A 20,246-nucleotide genomic window follows, 5' to 3' on the forward strand; every position below is an offset into this window, starting at 1 on the left:
GTAATGAATCATGCGTTTGACTTTTCTGGATATCCCCAGTGACAAGTCCTGCTTCCACTTGGTAGAATTAGAGACTCATCAATTTATATCCCGAATATTTCAAAACTTCAGCAATCCACGCCCTCAAGATTGCAACCTTCAAGCGTGTAGTTGCTGTTGTTTCACCTTTTTATTTCCTTTTTCCTTGTTGACGAAGTATTATTTTTGACCTAGCTTTGATATATTCACGTTTTTCTTTAAGGCGCTAATCCCTAAGAGAGTAATTATCTAAGAATCGCAACAATTACTCACCCGGCGTCTGAATTAAGAACTGTAAGTAAACGTCCTTAAGGGTCGCTAAACTTTAGTCAAAAACCAACAACTATTAATCTCCTCAAATAAGCCTTAATTATCAAAAGGTCAAATCTGGTTCTGGGAAAGAAGGGCCCACAGATACCTTTACCTTGTTTTCAGTTTTCACGCCAACTTAATTCCAACATTGTTCGTAAAGGGAGTACTCAGATGAATAGCAAAACTCAGGAACGAGAGTCCCTAGCTCTGAAAAACCTGAATGGGGTTTATCAAAACTCTTCCCAGGACAGGAATCAAAGTAATGGAAAGACTTCTGGGCTAGAGTCCCTCGGCCTGAAAAACTTAGGTCAGGTTTATTGGAACCTAGCAGTGCCTCAACTTATAGAGCATTCAATAGTACGTCAAGAAGGGATTCTAGCGAGTAATGGCGCTCTTTGTGTCAACACAGGCAAATATACAGGTCGCTCCCCTAAAGATAAATTCATCGTTGATGAACCGAGTATTCATGACGAAATCGATTGGAACACAGTTAACGTTCCGATTGCGACCGAAAAATTTGACTTACTCTACAAACGAATGCTGGCTTATGTACAGGGAAAAAACCTGTATGTATTTGATGGTTATGTGGGTGCCGATCCAAATTATCAGCTCAGTGTCCGAGTCATTAATGAACTAGCCTCTCACAATTTATTTGTCCATCAAATGTTCCTCAGACCAACCGCAGAGGAACTGAAAACTCATCACCCTGACTTCACAGTAATTTCCGTTTCAGGTTTCCAGGGTGACCCAGATATTGATGGCATCAATAGTGAAGCCTTTATTGTACTCAGCTTTGAAAAAAGGCTGGTTCTGATTGGTGGTACTCACTATGCCGGTGAAATGAAAAAATCCGTATTCTCCTTCATGAACTACATCATGACGAAACGGAATGTTTTACCGATGCACTGCTCCGCCAACATGGATCAAGATGGTAACACAGCTCTATTTTTTGGACTTTCTGGCACAGGTAAAACGACACTATCTGCCGACCCCATCCGGCATTTAATTGGAGATGACGAACATGGATGGTCAGACCTTGGCACCTTCAATTTTGAGGGAGGATGTTATGCCAAGACCATTCGCCTATCCAAGGAAAATGAACCTCAGATTTGGGAAGCCATTCGCTTTGGCGCAATGCTGGAAAACGTGGTTCTGGATGAAAATACCCGTGTGCCCGATTATGACGATGGCAGCTTAACGGAAAATACCAGAGTCGCCTATCCGGTGGAACATATTCCCGATTGCGTAATTCCTGGTATCGGTGGTCATCCCAAGACCGTTATTTTCCTAACCGCTGATGCATTTGGGGTGTTGCCGCCCATTGCCAAACTAACCCATCACCAAGCCATCTATCACTTCATGTCGGGCTATACCAGTAAGGTAGCAGGCACAGAGCGCGGCATTACTGAGCCACAGGTCACATTCTCAGCCTGTTTTGGTCAGCCGTTCCTACCGTTATCTGCGACGATCTACGGTAAGATGTTGTATGAAAAGCTGGTTAAGTTCGATGCTACGGTGTACTTAGTCAATACCGGTTGGACAGGTGGCCCTTATGGCATCGGCTCACGCATCAAGCTGCCACTGACTCGCGCCATGATATCAGCCGCTCTCAGTGGCGAGTTGGAGCGCGTCGCCTTCCATCACCATCCGATCTTCAAAATCTTGGTACCCGAATCCGTTCCTGGGGTTGATCGTGACATTTTAGACCCTCAGAAGACTTGGAGCGATCCGGCGGCCTATGAGCAACAAGCCAAAGCTCTCGCCAAGCGGTTTGGGGAAAACTTTAAGCAGTTTCATCAGGCTCCCTTGGAGATTTTGCAAGCGGCTCCCGTGTGTTAATTACGGTTGAGTTTGAGATACAGGTTCTCAAATACTAAGTTTGATGTAGGGTGGGCAAAGCTCACCCTACAATGTGTTATGGAAGTTGTGAACAGAGTTTAATAAGCAGGGGAGCTGCAAACAGCAAAGCCGCATATAGCAATGTAATCGTTGCAAAGCGAATCTTTTGAGTGTTCATGATACTCTTCTCCTCTCACACCGGATCGTTTGAACTTGACGGGAAAATCCTACAGACGAAAGAAAATAAACTTCAGGGAGTTGGGTTACACGATTCGGTGATTTTGCACAACAACTTTTGTGATTGGCTTTGCTGATACTCTTGGCACAATTGCTCTCATCGGCGGTAAGTAGGTTGCTGGTAGAGCAAACGTCTTGCCGCGAGCGAGTCAAGCTTGAACACAATTCTTAAACACACATATGGGCTTAAAACTGGAAAAAGTGATTCCTTGGGGACGTTCCCTGAGCGAATATGTCAAAATGTTTCACCTAACGCCTCATGACCTCGATTTGAGAATTCTCGATTGTGCCGGTGGTCCTGCCAGCTTCAACAGCGAGATGAGTCATCAAGGATACTCAGTGATTTCATGTGACCCGATTTATCAGTTTTCTGCCGATGAAATTGCCCAGCGTATCCAAGAAACTTACCCAACCGTTATAGAGGGTGTTAAGGCTGCTCAGGAATACTACGTCTGGCAGGATATCCAATCACCCGAACAATTGGGGCAAATCCGCATGACGGCTATGCAATTATTTGTGGAAGATTTTCCCCTAGGAATTCAGCAAGGACGTTATGTGATGGGTGAACTGCCGAGGTTGCCCTTTGAGTGCGATCGCTTTGACTTAGCCTTGTGTAGCCATTTTCTATTTACTTATTCCGATTTAATCTCCCAAGAATTTCACCTTGCCTCAATTCAGGAACTGTGTCGCGTGGCGGCTGAAGTGCGAATTTTCCCCCTATTAAATATTTCTGGGGAACCTTCCTATTTGCTGCCATTGGTAATGAAAGAATTAACGGCACAGGGGTATAACTTGGAAATTAAACAGGTGCCTTATGAATTTCAGAAAGGAGGTAACCAGCTATTGCGAGTTTGGTAGCCTTTGGCAGTGTCCCAAAGGGGCAATCGCTGGCACGTTTAAAATTGGTTATTTATGATTGGCTTGCTTGTCCCAACAACAAATAACCAAGAATAGGAGATTTCTGATGTCCGATCTGGGGTTTACACACGTCGCGCTTCCTGTAACTCATGTGGATGCCAGCATCGCATTTTATTCAAAGTATGCACGAATGCAAGTGGTTCACCGCCGCACGGATCAAACCACTCAATCTGATGTTGTCTGGCTAGGCGACCTCACTCGCCCTTTTGTGATCGTGCTGATCCAAATGCCGACCGTAGAACATCCACTCTTACCCATCGCACATCTGGGTGTAGCGTGCGCGACTCGTGAGGAAGTTGATCACCTTTGTGAGCAGGCTCGGTTAGAGGGTGTTCTAGAAACAGGGCCGACGGAGGAGGGATACCCGGTGGGTTACTGGGCTTTTATCCGTGACCCGGACGGTCATACCCTGGAAATTTCCTATGGTCAGGAAGTGAGTTTTACCGTCAAGCAAGCCGCTGAAATGAAATCCAAGGAATAATTGAATTCAGGTGACGTGGCAATCCCCATTTAATGAGTGATTGCCCTAAACGGGCAGCGCCTGCCGTAGGATGCAAGAGAGGGCTGTAGGGCGATCGCCAGGGTGCTTAGGTGGGGACAAAGTCCATAACAGAGTATCCTGGAACAATTAGTCAATACATCAAACTGAAGGGCTGGCGCTCAATGGCAAATGCGGAACAGCTCGCATTGCTTAGGCAAGGGGTATATTTCTGGAATCGGCAGAAGCCAGAAAGTTGTCAGATGCCAATAGACCTCAGCGAGTCGGACTTAAAAGAAGCAAATCTTCGCGGAGCCTACTTCCAAGGCGCTAACCTGAGTCGAGCTAACCTGAGTCGAGCTAACCTGAGTCAAGCTAACCTGAGTCGAGCCAACCTGAGTGGCGCACGACTAGAGTGTGTGTCCTTGAGTCGAGCCAACTTGAATCAGGCAGACCTTGAGGGGGCGATTCTCTTCCAATCCAACCTCAGCCAAGCCAACTTAATCGGCGCTTCTCTTCAAGAAACTGACCTTCAAGTCACAACACTCTTTCAGGCTAACTTAACAGGAGCTTGCCTGCGAGGCACAATTTTTTGGCGATCGCATCTCATGAGAGCTGTTTTAAGGAGGGTAGATTTCCATGAAGCGATCCTTCAGGAAACAAGCCTTCGGCAAGCCGACCTGAGGGAAGCCGACTGCACTGGGGTATACTTCAACGAGGCTAGCCTCAGCGAGGCCAATCTTCGAGGAGCAAACCTTCAGAATGCTCTGGTCAAGAAAACCAGCTTTTGGCGCACCAACCTTCAACAAGCGTCCCTAAAAGGAGCTTACCTGAGAAGGATCGTCTTTAATCAGACCGACCTAAGCGGTGCTTCCTTTCAAGGCGCACAACTTCAAGGAGCTGTGTTTAGAGGAGCCAACCTCACAGGCGCTAACTTTGAGGGAGCCAACCTTGAGAGAGCTGTCTTTAGAGGGGCAAATCTTACAGGAACTAATCTCAAAGGAGCTTCTCTTCAATGGGCTATCTTCAGAGAAGCTAATATAGAACAAACTGAAGGATGGAATAGCAGCTTCAATCAGGAAGCCTTAATTCGTTAATATCACTCGCCGAACTTGCAATTTGTTCCTTTCGGTAGAAGTTGGAACAACAGAATTACGTTATTTTTTTATTAAGTATAATAGAACTTAATTTTAGGGTGTAACGAATCTTAGAAATCTAGTATTTCTATGAAGGCTTTAGGCAATTTAGGGACACTATCTAATAGTGAGTTATCAACTATCTCATGGGACAAACTCTAAATTTAAACTAAATCGGTAAAACTCACTTCAGCATTTAATTAAAATTTTAGTAATACACTTAATTACTCCCTATAGAGAACAACGCTGAAGTCTTGGTAAGCGATGAAAACACTATTTACGCTTTTTAGCAAAGAACGGAGCGAACTTCAGACAGAGATTGAGAGGGCAAGCAGCCCGGAGCAAGTCGTTAAGCTGGTTCAAAACCGAATTGATAATCTTGAGAAGAGTTACATTGGTGGACTGAGCGTGACTCAGGTACGTCTAGCATCCTTTTTTCTGGATACGTTACGGCAGACTATTGGTACGCTTACAGCGGCTAATGAAACAAAGCTTTTAGAGCCAAAGCCGCAGCAAATAGATAACCAAGCCACACGGCTGCCCTCTAACAGCTTAATCTTGAAAGTGCTACAGGCACTCATCGGCATCAGCATTTTAGGTTCATTATTTTCGTTAACTCAAGATACTCCAGGGGCTTGGATGGATATCTTGCTGATGACTGTGCTTGTAGGATTGGAAGTTGTACTCCAGATCGAGAAAGGTAAGCTGGAAAATCGTTCAGAGTCGACTCAGTCTGTAGAAGTGCCCCAGCCAATCGTGCAGGTTGATAGCCAAGTCCTTCTAGATAATCTGGCGGATGCGCTCAATACGATTGATTTGGCGGTTACTTCGGCTGAACCTGTAAAAAAACCGCTCGATGGCAGTGGAATTGAAGAGTTGCCAGAACTCTTGAATGTCGTTCAGCGGCTGATGGGTGCGTCATTTCTGGAGAAACCTCAGATGGCACTGGAACTGACAAAACTGCTGCCCCAGATTTTAATGGAGCAGGGGATTCGATCGCAACTTTATCGACCGGACGATGCTCAGAGTCATCGTGAGTATTTTGATTTTGAGCCAAATATCGATCGCTCCGCCAAAGATTACGTGACGATAACTCCCGCTTTAGTAAAGGGCGATCGCTTGCTCCGACGTGGGCGGGTGATTGAGCCAGCGTATTCTGAGCTTAGAGAGTAGCCCTTCGTAGTGGTGCTTTAGGGCTAAAGCGCTAATTACAAACTAAATCTTCCGTCAAAGTCTTCATTTAAAACGTGTTTCCCTTGTAAGCAAGGATTCGGGGAAAGGATGAATATGCAAGTTGAAGAAACAATTGGGTTCGATTTAGGACACGGTGAAACGGCTGTGGCTAAAGCCAGGATAGAGAGCATCGAACCCCCTGAGATGCTGGAAATTAATAATAAAAAAGTTCAAATTACCGCTCTAGGTTGGCATCCTGAACTCGGCTATCTGATTGGAGAACAAGCCTTAATCCAAGCTGGCGTTACTCAACTGCAAATTTCGTTTAAGAAAAAGCCAAATAACGACCTAAATTACAGAAAAACTATCCTGAATTTTTTGGAAGCCTATTACCGCCTTTTGAAAGACAGCAAACAGATTGAAGGTGGGACAACGAGTCAGTTTTTTGTTGGGTGTCCTTCAGGGTGGTCAGTGAGCGATCGCGAAGAATACCAAATGTTACTGAAAGAATCGGGTATTCCTTTATTGAGTGTTGTACCCGAATCACGAGCCGCTTTCATGCAAGCCAAGGAAGCCGGTAAGCTGGATTATGACAAACTCAAATCAGCCGTACTGATTGTTGATATTGGCTCTTCAACGACGGATTTTACCTTGGTTAAGAGTTTGCACGAGATACCCATCGATTTCGGAAGTAACGACCTAGGAGCATCCCTAATTGATAAGGCAATTTTTGCCCGAACTCTCGCCAACCACGAGGATAAAGCATTACTAGAACAAGTGTTTGAAGACTATCCCCATCACCAAGCGCGTTGTGAATTAGCCTGTCGCAAAGCGAAGGAAGATTACTTTTCTAACGAACAACTTTATAGCCATCCACAATCCTTTGCACGCGGCTTTGAGTCGATTAACGAACAGATTTACTTTATCCCTCAAGTGAGTCGTGTGATGGCACAGGAAATCTTGAACCAGCCTTTACCTGAACTGGAGGGCAACAGTTGGATTCAGTCCTTCCGCGAGGCGGTGAATGTGGCGAAAGAAAAGCTCGACCAACAAGGCATTGTGCCGAGGGTTGTGCTGATGACTGGGGGTGCATCTCGCATGAAGTTCACCCGTGAGATTTGCGAAGAGATTTTCCCAGAACCCGAAAGTCAAGTACGTCCTGATCCAGAACCGGAAAGGTGTATTGCACTGGGTTTAGCACGGGTTGGACGATGGGATTTGCGGGCGTCTGCCTTTAAAGCAGAAATTAATCAAGTCTTTGATTCCAAGAAACTAAAAGACCTGATTGAGAGACATATTCCAGAGTTAATTGAACTCCTGGTTAAGCCCCTCTCACAGGGACTGATTGACAAGGCTATTAAACCCGGTTTGAAAGATTGGCGAAACAACAAAATCCGGACTTTGGCTGACCTGGAAAACGTGATGAAAAAGCAGGCAGAGGCTTGGATTAAGAGCGATCGCACTCGGCAGCTTGTTAATAGTCAATGTGTGACTTGGTTTAACAGTAAAATTCAACCTGAATTGGCACAAGAAACTGACCCAATTTGTCGCAAGTATCAGATACCTAGAAGCAGTTTGAGGTTTGAGGAGGGGATTAACCCTGATGTGGTCAACCCGGAGTTGTCGATTGGAGACACTATTCTTGCTGATACCGTCTCGTTTATCGTCAATGTCGTGATTGGTGGGGGTACTGTCGGTAGTATCATCGCTTTGATATTAACCGGACATTTAACTTGGCCTATTGTGCTCGTGTATGGAGTTTCGGTGCTTGCGGCAGGTGTAGAGATAACTCGCAGCAAAACTCAAGACGCAATTAAGACAAAGGTGGATGTTCCTAGTTGGAGTCGTCCTATACTTTTGAATGATAGTAAGCTTGATTCGATTTGTGAGCAAATGAATCCTGAGTTAGAGCGGGTTTTTAGAGAACAACTGACGGCGAATCAGGAAGCGTTTGATGAACTGATTGGTAAGGTTGGGCAAGAGTTAAAGAATGCTCTCAATACTAAGGCGGAAGAAGCTGTAATTCTTATCCAGTAGGAGTAGCTATAGTTTGAGTTGATTTGTATAGGCTGTAGGGTTTTTGCAGTGTGAATATCCCAAAATTCCTAAGGCTTAGCAATGTAACGTTAACTTCATATAACGAACTGTAAATGTTCTCAAATTGGTATACCAGGGATGGAGTTTATATTTACAAAACTTCAAAAACTGTGTTTACTTTTTTTCATCTATTTCACAGCACATCCGACCTAAATAAATCACAAAATACTCACAATTGCCCTGTAAGTTGACTAGTAAAGCAAGAAGAAATCACTTATGCAGGGCTGGAGCGATGAATTCAAAACGTTTGCAAGGGTTAATTTGTTTTTTACAGGATGACTTGGCGATTCCATCGACTTCCATTGACTTGGCTGTACGCCATCTCCCCGATACTCTCAATCTCGTACCAATGATTCTTTGGCAGTACGGATTGGTAACACTCCACCAGTTAGATCAAATTTTCGATTGGTTGGAAACGGCTTAACGGCTTTTGTTCTTACCGTAACTGTAGAGAGAAAAAACGGTTGGACAATTTCAGTAACTGAAAGTGCCATTGCTTTGAAGCGATCGCGCAGTGCTGCTTTCACGGTTGGGAGGCGGGTTTGCCCCCCAAATAGCAAGACTTGATCAATGTCTGTTGGCTTCAGCCCTGCCTTTTCCAGGGTGGCATCGCAGATCGGTAAGGTGCGATGGATGAAGATATAGTTGCTAGCTTTTCAGGCAATAAACAGGAAGCCAAGCAGTACGACTTGAGATTTTTAGATTGTGCGATCGCATTGCTCTTAGATTTGACGGATGGAAGTTTGACTCATCCATCTAGAAGGCAAGTTGCTGTGCTCCCTCCTGAGACTGGGTTCGTTGCCTCTACAAGATCGGCGATCGCCTCATTCGCTAGAGTTGAGTAGCAAGGAATCAGCAAAGGAAAATAAGGTGAACCCATGATCCAAGCATTGCAACAGGCGATTACGTTTGACGAGTTTGTTGCGTGGCTACCAGAAACCTCTGAATGCCGCTATGAGTTACATCGTGGGGTAATTGTTGAGATGCCAAAACCGAGAGGTAAGCATTCAAAGGTGGCAGGCGATTTAGCTTACGATGTCGGCACTGCAATTCGTCAGGCGAACTTGCCCTATTTCATCCCTAAAGAATGCATTGTCCGTTCTATGGATGGTAATTCTGGATATGAACCGGATGTGATTGTCTTGGATGAATCGGCACTGATTGATGAACCCGATTGGGAAAGTGGTTCTATCATCACCCTGGGCAAATCAATCAAGATCATTGTGGAAGTCGTTTCAAGCAATTGACGGGATGATTACTTCACTAACATGGGAGAGTACGAAGCATTGGGCATCCAGGAATATTGGATTGTGGATTATGCCGCATTGGGTGGGCGACGCTTCATTGGTAATCCCAAACAATCCACTTTCACTGTCTGTCAATTGGTGGATGGGGAATACGAGTTGCAGCCATTTAGAGCAGGCGATCGCCTGCTCTCACCCACTTTCCCCAACCTGGCGTTGACGGTAGATCAGGTTTTTGCGGCAGGGCAGTAGAGAGCGATCGCACTTGAGATTTTTAGATTGTGCGATCGCTAGTCGCCACCAACACGATTCAGGACGCAACACAAATTTGCTGGGGCTTGCGTCTTTTCGAGTGATTTCCAACGTTGGAGTTCTGCATAGCGAGTTAGATTGCCTTTGCCCTCACGTTTGGTCAGCCGATTGATCTTTCAGTTTGGTAAAGTAAAATTTTCAGGTTATATTCCATGAAGCTGTGTGATTGGTTTCAATATTCGGACAGGGAAAAACCTCCTTACAATCCCACCACTGGCACCACAATCACCATCGAAAGATTTTGGCGAGATGAATCAAGTGAAATTGACTCCCCGGACTGGCGATGTGAAGAATGGCTGATTCGCTCTGCTCTTGTTCCAGTCGATCAGTTGAACACGGCTGCCGCTGAGATTGCATCACCTCATTATCTAACCTTTGAAATGGGCTGGAACTCTGAGGATCAATTTAGCTTTGGGGACTATTCCCAATATGGAGATATTCAACTATATGCTTTAGCTCGATTAGTTAAGCATCCAGTTAGTCAGGATTTCTCTGTTGAGTTAAGTCATGAGTTTATCACTTATCATGCTTTGCAAAAAAGAAACCAGTTTCAGCACTACCATCCAATAGATAATATTCTAGTTGCTGAGACTAACCTGGATTCTCATGAAATTTACGATCCTACAGCTAGGGTAATCATTCATCGTGACTATTTACGTGACTTCTTATCAGCCTTGGGTATGGGATTACTAATTTCTGTAACTGCCGATCGCTTTGCAAATGCAGCAAGAGAAGAGGATCTTGAGTTTGAGCCAATTGAAGACAAGCAAATTGATAAGCTTACTTGGATTTCAACAAATATACATACTCCTGAGTTCACTCATCATAGTTTTTATCGCGGACGCTCTATTTTGCGTCGTAATTTTATAATCGAACCTTATGATAGACCGAATTTTGAGCGTAGTCCTTGGTATTATTTTGGAGAACAACCGATACAAGAATCAGAGTTACCAAGCTTTATAGTGAATGATGAGGGGAAAAGACGCGCTTTGCCAAAAGATACTTATCTGGGAAATTATATTAGCAGCGGGATTGGCAAGTTTGGGTATTTATATTTCCGTCCGGAAGTTCTGCAAAAGTATCTGCAAGTTCCTGGATACAGCGTATTTTTTCATATGCGAAACTGGGGAGTAGCTTCCTTACCTGGTGATAGAGATACGATTGATGTAGGGATTAATTCCCAGGAGTTAGTTAATGCTTTTGCTCCCGATATAGCTAATCTGACTCTTGCGGAACAAGCCTATTGGGCATCATTTTCTTCGCTTCCGAGTGGTGAGATTTGTGAAGAGATGTTCCAAACAAGAATGCAACAGAATCCCCCTCACTCACCCGGAGTAGTCGATTTAATTCGAGATGCTCGATCTAAACTTAACGCTAGTTTTCAACATCAAGTCTCTGCCGATTTATTTAGTGAGGCAGAGCTAAGTAAGCAAGATCTACGTAGACTAAGCGTAGGGCCAGTAAGTAACCAATTCTCAGAGGTTCTTGAACTTGCAAAAGTTCTCTATGGGTGGGTTGTTGAAACAATGCAGTTTGCTCCACTTCGTGATACCTTGATTAGTCTGGGGGGAGTAGTAGACAAAAAGCTAGGGCAGATAAAGCTTTTAGAGAAGATTTTGATAACTAAGGGATTAGAAGAGGCACAAGCTCGATCAATGACGGCTCCTATTGTTGGTTTATATGAACTCCGCATAGGTTCAGCACACATCGGTAATCCTGAACTGGAACCTATTTTTCAATTAATGGGAGCGTCAACAATTCCCGAAACGCCAAGAGCCGGATGGACTTTGTGTGTTGATGCTGTTGCAAATTGTTTATGTTCAATTGCTGGTACTCTGGAAACTTAATTGGACTTTCGGCAAATAGAAAGCTGTTCGCGAGGGTTAATAGCTGTAACAACTCAAGCCGCAAGGCGTCCCTACCCACCAGTTAGTCTTGCTAGAGTCACCCCTACTAATCGCGATCGCAAATCTTGTAGGTTGGGTTTCCTTGGTTAACCCAACATCTGCAATAGCATCTTGGTAGGGGCAAGGCATACCTTACCCCTACATGTAGCAGATAGCGCTAAATAGTACATTCGTACTATTTATTCAACAGTCACCGATTTTGCCAGGTTACGGGGCTGGTCAACATCCAATCCGCGCCGTGCAGCAATGTGATAAGCCAACAGTTGCAACGGAATCACCGTGAGAATAGGTGAGAGCAACTCTTCCACCACTGGCACCGGTAACAAATCATCAAACGTCTCCGCCGCTTCATGCTCATTCATCGGCGTCACCCCAATCAGTCGGGCATCACGCGCTTTTGCTTCTTGGGCATTGGAGAGCACTTTCTCGTAGACTGTACCGGGCATAGCGATCGCAACAACCGGTACCTTCGCATCCAACAGTGCGATCGGGCCGTGCTTCATCTCCCCAGCAGGATACCCCTCCGCGTGAATATAGCTAATTTCCTTCAATTTCAGCGCCCCTTCCAGGGCAATGGGGAAATTAATTCCGCGTCCCAAAAAGATAAAATCTTGCGTCTCTGCAAAGTTGTGTGCCAATTCCTCGATATAACGTTCCTGACTCTCCAGAATTAACTCAATCTGCGCTGGCAATTGCCGCAAACCCACTAAAATTTCCTCCATGCGAGTAGCGGTTAAGGTTTGACGCCGCCATGCCAAATCCAACGCCAAACCGTAAAACGCCATAAGCTGGCTGACAAAAGTTTTAGTGGCGGCAACACCAATTTCGATGCCTGCATGGGTGTCGATCATCTGATCGACGAGATGTCCAAGAGAACTTTCCGGGCGATTGGTAATCCCCAACAGTCGCGGTTCATACTTGGGGAGTTGACCAAAACGACGGCGTTTTTCCATCTCCAGCGCTGCTAGGGTATCCGCTGTCTCCCCTGACTGGGTGACGCCAATTGTCAGGGTGTTGGCGGTTAGCGGTGCAGGTGCGTAGCGAAACTCAGAGGCATACTGCACCATTGTCGGAATCCCAGCTAACTGTTCGAGCAAGTATTTCCCAACTAAACCGGCGTGCCAACTGGTGCCACAGGCGAGGATTTGAATTTGTTCTAAATCAGCGTACAGTTCCGGCGATGCGCCCAAATTAATCGGGGATTGAGTGACATCGGCTGGATTCCAACTAGCGTCTAGATAAGCTTCTAGACAATTTCGCACCACTCCAGGTTGCTCATAAATTTCCTTGAGCATAAAGTGCCGGAAGCCCTGTTTTTCCACCAAAACAGGATTCCAGTTGAGGGTGCGGGGATATTTTTTTAAGCGTTCCCCTGCAAAGTTGTAAACTTCAACACCTAGAGGAGTCAGTCGTGCCAGTTCCCCATTGTCCAGCGTCAGCACAGCGTTAGTATGAGGCACCAAGGCGGGTGTATCAGAGGCACAGAAAAACTCCCCCTGACCAAAGCCAATAGCTAAAGGCGCTTGTTGACGTGCGACGATCAGTTCATCGGGATAGTCAGCGGAAATCACCGCGATCGCAAATGCCCCTTTGAGTTTGTTCACCGTGCCGCGTACCGCCTCTAGCAAGGAATTAGCCTGTTGCGAATTAGCAAGTTGCTCCTGCCTGAGAAACTCAGCAATTAAGTGGGGAATCACCTCGGTATCTGTATCTGAGCGAAACTCATGCCCTCGCTCCTTTAATTCTTCCCGTAACTCCCGATAATTTTCAATAATCCCATTTTGCACAACCGCCACCCTCATGGCACTATCCATGTGAGGATGAGCGTTATATTCCTCTGGCTTGCCGTGAGTCGCCCAGCGAGTATGCCCAATGCCGAGTTTAGCCGGGTTGACTTCCCGTTCTAGCTTCTCGCGAAGGTTGTAGAGTTTCCCCTTTGCCCGAACACAGTGAATCTCACCTTCCAAAACTGTGGCAATACCTGCTGAATCGTAGCCCCGGTACTCCAGCTTCTCTAATCCAGCTAGCAAAATGTCCGTAGCCGTTTGGGTGCCAATATAGCCAACGATTCCACACATCTACGCTGTCACTCCTGGTTCACAACCCTGTTTTCAAACTACTTGGCTCTTACTAACACGTCAAGGAGCTTTGCCTTGTACTGAGACAATGGTACTCATTTCGTTAAAAAAAGAGGAAACCTCATGGCTCCCTCCATAATTTAAATCCAAATGCTTCTTAAGGATGATTCCTATAGGAATGCCACAACCGCAATGATTGAGTAATTTTGACTCACTCTTTAGTAAGACAAGCCCATACTGCGAGTGGTTTCTGCCCCCAGGTAAACCCGGATGCTTAGAAAGTCAGTAGGACAGGCTGTTTCACAGCGCTTACAACCTACACAATCTTCTGTGCGGGGAGAAGAAGCAATTTGAGCGGCTTTACAGCCGTCCCAGGGAACCATCTCCAGAACGTCTGTTGGACAAGCGCGAACGCATTGCGTGCAACCAATGCAAGTATCGTAAATCTTGACGGTATGAGACATTGAATAACAGCTCCAAACGAGAGTTCTCCACTCAGTATTGAGTAAGACTCAGGATCAAGGGTTAGTTTACCGCAGGGCTTTCATCTCCTTAGACAAGAGGTTACAGAACTTCAAATTCCTTGACAAAATTTTTGAGGGTGGGAGGAGAGTTATACCCCAAAGGAGAGGGGGAGAGGGAAGAGATTGTTTAGAGGCTTAAAAAAGGGGTCTACAAGTCGGATTTGATATTAGACGTAATCCGGCAGCCCTCCTGGGGGAGTTGGAACCGCCCAAAACATAAGGGCACAGCCATGCCATGCCCTTAATCTGCTGATAGATTGCACTCTAGTTCAGCTCATTTTATTCAGTTTATTCTCAAGATGTACCCTGATCACTTGTCCGAAGAGTACCGCCTTCGCGGCACCCCCAAGGGCGATCGCCTTTGAACACTGTTCGACCCTTGAAACCTGCTTTAAGGTTCGGGATATTCTCCACCCACACTGATGGCCGTATTAAACACATCCGCATCAGTAAGGACGATATCACTCATAACGGCTTGCTCCACATCTGCACTATACAGGTGAGCTTCCGTGAAATCTACATTAATCAGGTTAGCACTATTTAAGCTCGTACTATTGACAAAGGCTCTGGTCAAATTCGCGTCTCTAAGGTTAGCCCCTGTTAAATCAGCCCCCTCTAAATTCGCATCAACGAGGGTGGCTCCCTGCAAATTAGCATTCCTTAAATCAGCACCAATGAGGTGGGCACCTGTGAGGTTCGCTCCTGATAAGTCACATCCTGGACATTCATAGGTTTCCAATAATTGTTTAACCTGGACAGGGTTTTCAGCTTTAACAGGAGCTGCTAAAAAAGTTGTACTCAATAAAGCTACTGTCAGCAGATGTTTGAGTTGCATAGTGGAGTACCTCCTCAGGTGTTAGCCACGAGTCATTAGACTCTAACAATAGTTTGCAGGATGTTACTGGCTTTTGCCTTCCTACATTGGGATGATCCTTACAGATGAACCTTTTTCAGAGACTAAGGCTTAATTGGCTCTTTGGATAGATTTAATAGGTGCTTTTTAGAGCTTGTTCTGCTTGGTTCAACTATCTTATGACGTATCTAAAGGTCTCTATTTTTACCTTCCCTCAGGTTGAGAGAGACTTTCTCTTACTTACAATTGTAGAGCTTTCTTAGGCCACATGATAGAGATATCCAGGATTCATTTATAACGTTTGAAGCTGCAATTTATAGGCAAAACGAAACGTAAGCCATCGAATTTTGCTATTTCTTTATTTTGAGGGATGTGGTGGTGTAAATTTTTGAAATTTTCAGGAAGATGCTTCCCCAAAGCAAAGGGTTGCAGCACCGTCCCCCAGACCCTTGCCCCAGCCGGAACTCATACGAGGACACAGGCATTAGTGATCGCATCGTTGATGAGATTTTGCAACAATTCTATGCAGAATCTGAAAGAGATGAGCCTTACGCGGCGAGTGCGATACCATCCAAGTGTAGTCTGCATTACACCTACATTATGGAGCCAGATTCACTACCCGCAGAGCTGATTCTGACGCACCCGCGTCAGACTCTGGGAAATATCCAACTCGATTGGACACCCCAGCCCGGAAACTATCTCGACTTTGAAGGCCAAACCTACGCGGTATTAGAACGCCGCCACCGCTATCGACTAAAATCAGGGCGTTATCGATTACATAAAATTGCTCTCTATGTCCAATCCGCTCAACGCCCAACCGAGAAAAGCCTAATTGCAGGACGCTGGGTGCTGGGTGATGCCAGTTGCTGCTTCAATGCACATTCTGAACTCATTCGTTGTGCCGTCAATCCAGAAGGCCCATGTGAATCTTGCCGCTTTTACGAACTCTCTCACTCAGAACTTCAAAGCTGACCGTTTTTCAATACCTCTCCTACGGTTAAACGCATCCCATTTGCAAAATCCCAAGCCTTCTGAGGACGTTTGCCCGCTAGTTGTACTTCTCGCAATAACAACATGCCGTCGCCGGTTTGAATAATCGGACCGACTCCCTTGAGTATGCTCACTACTTCTCCAGGACAGCCCGACTTCTCACCCAGAGAAGACCACTGTTCCTCCAGCCCATCTAATTCTAGGGGCAACTGGGAGAAGTAAGCTGAGCCAAGGGGAGCTGTGGCGATCACTTTCAGCGCTTTATCCTGGAATAACGACACACAATTGGGAAAAAAACCTCTCACCTGATTATGTAACTCAATCGCCGATCGCGACCAATCCAAACAATAATCCGCTTTTTGAATCAGTGGCGCGTAGGTTGCTTGGGAATCATCTTGTGCAATGGGCTGAATTTCCTGACGCTCCAGCTTCGGAAGCGTTTTAACTAATAAATCTGCACCTAACTCCGATAAAGTCTGCCCCAACTGATGGGCATTATCCAAGAGCTGAATGGGAGTGTATGCTTTCAGCAGCATTGCTCCGGTATCCATCCCGGCATCCATCAGCATTGTGGTAATGCCAGTTTCGGTTTCCCCGTGATATAGGCACCACTGAATAGGGGCAGCACCCCGATACTTGGGCAGAATAGAGCCATGGACATTAATACAACCCAGCTTCGGCATATCCAGAATCTCTTGGGAGAGAATTTGTCCATAGGCAACGACGACAAAAACATCTGCCCCAGTGTCTCGCAACTGCGTGAGGGTTTCAGCGCTCTTTTTCACCCGCTTCGGTTGCCAGACGGGGAGTTGATGGGCTAAGGCGACGGCTTTTACGGGTGAGGGAGTCAGTTGGTTGCCGCGTCCACGACGCTTATCGGGTTGGGTAACGACGCCCAGTAGCTCAATGTCGGGATAGTCAAGCAAGCGTTCTAAGCTAGGCACTGCAAACTGGGGAGTACCGAAAAAAATAACTTTCATGAGGATTGAAGGCAGAAGGCAGAAGGCAGAAGGCAGAAGGCAGAAGGCAGACCGGAGCTTTGGTGAGGACAGAAGGCAGAAGGCAGACCGGAGCTCATACGAGGACAGAAGGCAGAGGGCAGGAATCGGCTAACCTACATCTAATCAACTGCGATTTCAACACGACGATTGCGTTGTCGGTTGGCATCGGTATCGTTAGCGATTAGGGGACGTGTGCCGCCATAGCCCACAACAACCCATCGGTATTGATCGCCTAAGGCGCTGACGAGATATTGCTGAACCGCTTTGGCACGGCGAAACGATAGTTCGCGATCGGCGTCGGCGTTAGTATCAGCGTCCATGTGGGCTGTAATGCGGATTGTGCTTGAAGAGTAGCCGCGCAGATCTGTGATGATTTTATCTAATATCAAACTCGCTTCTGGGCGCAAAATGCTATTGCTCTGATCAAATAAGAGGTCGCTGGGCAACGTGAGTTTTAATTTGTCAGCCGATGAGACAGAGTCAGAAACGGGCATGAGTTGATTGGCACTGCTGTTTTCGAGCGCTTGAACATCTGGGTTAACGGACGATACTCCTTCGAGTTGCAGGGCGATCGCTTGCATTCGCGTTTCTAATGTTTCGTTGGGACGGCTGCTGCCCAGTTCTGTTTCTAGCGTTGTCACGGCTTCATTCATTGAATTCAACTGCGCCTGCAACTGGTTCAGCTTCGCTTGTGCCTGTTGTCTTTCGACAGGTGTCAGTTGCGGAAACCCAGAGCTGGAAGTTGATGTAGTCTGGGCACTCGACTGAGGTACGCTTACGGGGATCTTTTTGTCAAGACCTTCCAGAACTTTGAAAATTAGGGGCTTCTCCGGATTGGAGTTGGGATAGACATTAGCGAGGACAATGCCCGCAATCAGGGCTAGACCCCCGCCTACACCCAGCAGTAGCAAGCGGAAAATTAGAACAAGTAACCACCAAGGTCTAGGGGTTGCTCGCTTAGGGGAAGTCTTAGTGGCTGAACTAGTGGATTGAGTCACCGATTTTCCTGAATTGCATTCAGACCCTAGAAGAATCATAAAAACAAACGATGAATTCAATCATGCCCCCATGAGGCTCAAAGTCGCAACCAACCCCACATCGAGGAGAGAACCCAACTCTTAACCTCAAAGTGAAAACTTTCGTAAAAGACTGACTTGATGAATTCTTAACTTGTTATACATAACATAATGAATATTTCTGTAGTTCTTTGGGCGTTGCCCATTACACATAAAGCTCACTTTAGCAACCCCAATCTTTAATGTCCAAAAGAATATTGCGTTGAGTAGGAGGGTTTCGCAAGCAACCCTGTTTGCTGCTTTTAGTCATCCTACTCACTTATGGCACATGGCAGATGCTGTATCGGCTCAGGAAAGTCAATGTGCCTAGGGTCGTAAACCCCTCAGTGGTGCCATCTTCCTATTCCTCAACCGAAGTGACTAAAGAAATAGCCCAAGAATATGACTCAATCCAGAGTGACTGAAGAAATAGCCCAAGACATGACTCAATCAGGAGTGCAAATTGACCCCCTGGATAGTCCCCATCCCATTCCTTGGAATTGGGTGTTGGCTACCCATGCCGAACTGAGTGCTAGTAACAGTTCAGGGATACGCTACTATCGCAGCCAGTCACTTCTTTCTCCTGATGGTCAGTATGCTGCCTATAGTCGCATTCAGATGGAAGGACAGCCGGAGCTATACCAAAGCCGCGTCACGAGTGTGGTCTTTGTAGAAAATTTACAGACTGGCGATTTACGGACGATCACCGCCTCTTCGCCCTTCGTTGATCATTCTCTGCTCCCAGAGCAAGACGCCGATAGGCTGGGGACAATAACCATCTTGGTACCCATTTCTTGGTCAAAATCAAGCGATCGCCTCCTAGTCAGGCAGTTTGAAGGGCTATTTAACAGCACGGAGATTTCGGATTACGCCGTCGTTTGGGATCGGCGGCAAAATCTGGTGACGACTCTAGCCCCTCAGAGCGTTGAATATGATATGGCTGTGTTATTGGGTTGGAGTCAAAGGCATTCGGATCGAATTCTTTTTCGCGCTGGGGAATTAGGTTATGAACGCTGGCCCGTGTGGTCTGTTGATTTGAAGGGTCAAACAACTCTCGCCCTTGAGGATGAACCGAGGGTTTATGGTCAAGTAATGAACCAAGTTTGGGCAGGACCGCAAGTCCGTTGGTAAGCTGTTGCCTTTTAAATGGGTGTAACCCTCACCAGAAGCCTGATGGAGTAGACCTATCTTATCTACTAGAGTATCCCGACAAGATAGGTCTATTTATTCAAATTTCGGTGCAGACGGAGAAGTCGATGAGGAAAATGCGATCGCTTCCTCCTGTTCCTACTCTGGCTTCTTGTGCCAGTTGCCGTCCTCTCCTTTTTCGTAATCCCGCTTCAGTGCACTCCAAGCCACTTTGAACGCCGTGTCCTCCTCCTCATACTGTTCAAGTGCGCTAGTGAAGTACTCCGGCTTGCTTCGCTGAAGCCGGAGCTTCAAAGAAACAACCATCATCGTTTCCTGTCTCATTTGCCATCGCTCTGTTGGGTACTTGTATGGCTACAAGTCAGGAACTAAATCCTGTCCGAGTCTTACACAGCATTTCTGGCTCTTACGAACCTTTATCCCTCGTGGGAACCCAGGCAGCGACCCGCCTTCCGCAGGTCGTTTATTTCTTTCTCGTACATTCCTGTTTGGTTTATCTTTTACCGCTAGGACGTAACCACAGCGAACCAGTGACCGGAATCTTTCCCCCTTTCTCACGCTAGTTACCGTGGGTTTGCGTCTAACCGCTACTGTGACCTTTGTTTGCAGCCGTGTGGGTGGGTCAGCAACCATCTTGACGGTAGCATAAATGTGTTGATAACTGCAACATACTATGAAGAACAAAAACCTCCATGTTCGGATATCCGAGAAGCGAATGCTCAAACTTAAGGCTTATGCAGAAGCCAAAGAGAAAACGCTAACGCAGCTTATTGAAGACTGGATTGATCGCTTACCAACAGCATCTACTGACTGAATTAAACTCAGCGAGACTGTCACCAATCTCGCTGGTCTTCAAAACCGTGCATGAAAATTTCTTTTCACACGGCTCCTCAATGGTTTGGTGCTTGTCACGCATACCTCATTA

General features: G+C 46.2%; 20 protein-coding genes and 1 pseudogene. 14 read left to right on the plus strand and 7 right to left on the minus strand.

The window, feature by feature from the left end; genetic code table 11:
• Window positions 1–501: 501 nt before the first annotated feature.
• From pckA to NDI48_16915, 10 genes and pseudogenes are all read left to right on the plus strand, one after another.
• Window positions 502–2,169 (plus strand): phosphoenolpyruvate carboxykinase (ATP), encoded by a 1,668-nt coding sequence (gene pckA, locus NDI48_16870; protein MEP0832849.1) that lies wholly within the window; start codon window positions 502–504, stop codon window positions 2,167–2,169.
• 417 nt (window positions 2,170–2,586) lie between these two features.
• Window positions 2,587–3,264, plus strand: coding sequence for an SAM-dependent methyltransferase (locus tag NDI48_16875; protein MEP0832850.1), 678 nt, complete (start codon window positions 2,587–2,589; stop codon window positions 3,262–3,264).
• 106 nt (window positions 3,265–3,370) lie between these two features.
• Window positions 3,371–3,805 (plus strand): VOC family protein, encoded by a 435-nt coding sequence (locus NDI48_16880; GenBank protein MEP0832851.1) that lies wholly within the window; start codon window positions 3,371–3,373, stop codon window positions 3,803–3,805.
• A 182-nt stretch (window positions 3,806–3,987) separates the two neighbouring features.
• Complete coding sequence (locus tag NDI48_16885) at window positions 3,988–4,899, plus strand: pentapeptide repeat-containing protein (GenBank protein ID MEP0832852.1); 912 nt, start codon at window positions 3,988–3,990, stop codon at window positions 4,897–4,899.
• Window positions 4,900–5,202: 303 nt separating this feature from the next.
• Window positions 5,203–6,111: a hypothetical protein gene (locus NDI48_16890; GenBank protein MEP0832853.1), complete on the plus strand. Its 909-nt coding sequence runs from the start codon at window positions 5,203–5,205 to the stop codon at window positions 6,109–6,111.
• A gap of 108 nt (window positions 6,112–6,219) precedes the next feature.
• Window positions 6,220–8,148, plus strand: coding sequence for a hypothetical protein (locus NDI48_16895; protein MEP0832854.1), 1,929 nt, complete (start codon window positions 6,220–6,222; stop codon window positions 8,146–8,148).
• A gap of 292 nt (window positions 8,149–8,440) precedes the next feature.
• A complete protein-coding gene (locus NDI48_16900) occupies window positions 8,441–8,632 on the plus strand; it encodes a DUF2949 domain-containing protein (protein MEP0832855.1) in 192 nt (63 codons plus the stop codon).
• Window positions 8,633–8,837: 205 nt separating this feature from the next.
• On the plus strand, window positions 8,838–9,053 hold the full coding sequence (locus NDI48_16905; GenBank protein ID MEP0832856.1) for a hypothetical protein: 216 nt from the start codon (window positions 8,838–8,840) through the stop codon (window positions 9,051–9,053).
• Between the two features lie 33 nt (window positions 9,054–9,086).
• A pseudogene (locus tag NDI48_16910) lies at window positions 9,087–9,704 on the plus strand (Uma2 family endonuclease).
• Between the two features lie 212 nt (window positions 9,705–9,916).
• On the plus strand, window positions 9,917–11,611 hold the full coding sequence (locus NDI48_16915) for a hypothetical protein (protein MEP0832857.1): 1,695 nt from the start codon (window positions 9,917–9,919) through the stop codon (window positions 11,609–11,611).
• Between the two features lie 36 nt (window positions 11,612–11,647).
• On the opposite strand, the gene NDI48_16920 is transcribed toward NDI48_16915, so the two are convergent.
• From NDI48_16920 to NDI48_16935, 4 genes are all read right to left on the minus strand, one after another.
• On the minus strand, window positions 11,648–11,800 hold the full coding sequence (locus NDI48_16920) for a hypothetical protein (protein ID MEP0832858.1): 153 nt from the start codon (window positions 11,798–11,800) through the stop codon (window positions 11,648–11,650).
• 50 nt (window positions 11,801–11,850) lie between these two features.
• Window positions 11,851–13,749: a glutamine--fructose-6-phosphate transaminase (isomerizing) gene (glmS, locus tag NDI48_16925; protein MEP0832859.1), complete on the minus strand. Its 1,899-nt coding sequence runs from the start codon at window positions 13,747–13,749 to the stop codon at window positions 11,851–11,853.
• A gap of 218 nt (window positions 13,750–13,967) precedes the next feature.
• A complete protein-coding gene (psaC, locus tag NDI48_16930) occupies window positions 13,968–14,213 on the minus strand; it encodes a photosystem I iron-sulfur center protein PsaC (protein ID MEP0832860.1) in 246 nt (81 codons plus the stop codon).
• Window positions 14,214–14,664: 451 nt separating this feature from the next.
• Entirely contained in the window at window positions 14,665–15,108 is a 444-nt protein-coding gene (locus NDI48_16935) for a pentapeptide repeat-containing protein (GenBank protein MEP0832861.1), read from the minus strand.
• Window positions 15,109–15,726: 618 nt separating this feature from the next.
• Here NDI48_16935 and NDI48_16940 point away from each other — a divergent pair.
• Complete coding sequence (locus NDI48_16940; protein MEP0832862.1) at window positions 15,727–16,098, plus strand: DUF6464 family protein; 372 nt, start codon at window positions 15,727–15,729, stop codon at window positions 16,096–16,098.
• Here NDI48_16940 and fmt read toward each other — a convergent pair.
• Window positions 16,089–17,096: a methionyl-tRNA formyltransferase gene (fmt, locus tag NDI48_16945; protein ID MEP0832863.1), complete on the minus strand. Its 1,008-nt coding sequence runs from the start codon at window positions 17,094–17,096 to the stop codon at window positions 16,089–16,091. The genes NDI48_16940 and fmt overlap by 10 nt on opposite strands.
• Window positions 17,097–17,236: 140 nt before the next feature.
• Entirely contained in the window at window positions 17,237–18,115 is an 879-nt protein-coding gene (locus NDI48_16950) for an OmpA family protein (protein ID MEP0832864.1), read from the minus strand.
• A 459-nt stretch (window positions 18,116–18,574) separates the two neighbouring features.
• Between NDI48_16950 and NDI48_16955 the strand changes: the two genes are divergently transcribed.
• A complete protein-coding gene (locus NDI48_16955) occupies window positions 18,575–19,303 on the plus strand; it encodes a hypothetical protein (GenBank protein ID MEP0832865.1) in 729 nt (242 codons plus the stop codon).
• Window positions 19,304–19,459: 156 nt separating this feature from the next.
• Here the strand turns inward: NDI48_16955 and NDI48_16960 are convergent, their stop codons facing one another.
• On the minus strand, window positions 19,460–19,630 hold the full coding sequence (locus NDI48_16960) for a ChaB family protein (protein MEP0832866.1): 171 nt from the start codon (window positions 19,628–19,630) through the stop codon (window positions 19,460–19,462).
• A 41-nt stretch (window positions 19,631–19,671) separates the two neighbouring features.
• Here NDI48_16960 and NDI48_16965 point away from each other — a divergent pair, with 41 nt between their 5' ends.
• Together NDI48_16965 and NDI48_16970 are read left to right on the plus strand one after the other, a co-directional pair.
• Complete coding sequence (locus tag NDI48_16965) at window positions 19,672–19,884, plus strand: hypothetical protein (GenBank protein ID MEP0832867.1); 213 nt, start codon at window positions 19,672–19,674, stop codon at window positions 19,882–19,884.
• 110 nt (window positions 19,885–19,994) lie between these two features.
• Window positions 19,995–20,135 (plus strand): hypothetical protein, encoded by a 141-nt coding sequence (locus NDI48_16970; GenBank protein MEP0832868.1) that lies wholly within the window; start codon window positions 19,995–19,997, stop codon window positions 20,133–20,135.
• The last annotated feature ends 111 nt before the right edge of the window (window positions 20,136–20,246 follow it).

The organism is Microcoleus sp. AS-A8 (assembly GCA_039962225.1).
Taxonomy (GTDB): domain Bacteria; phylum Cyanobacteriota; class Cyanobacteriia; order Cyanobacteriales; family Coleofasciculaceae; genus Allocoleopsis.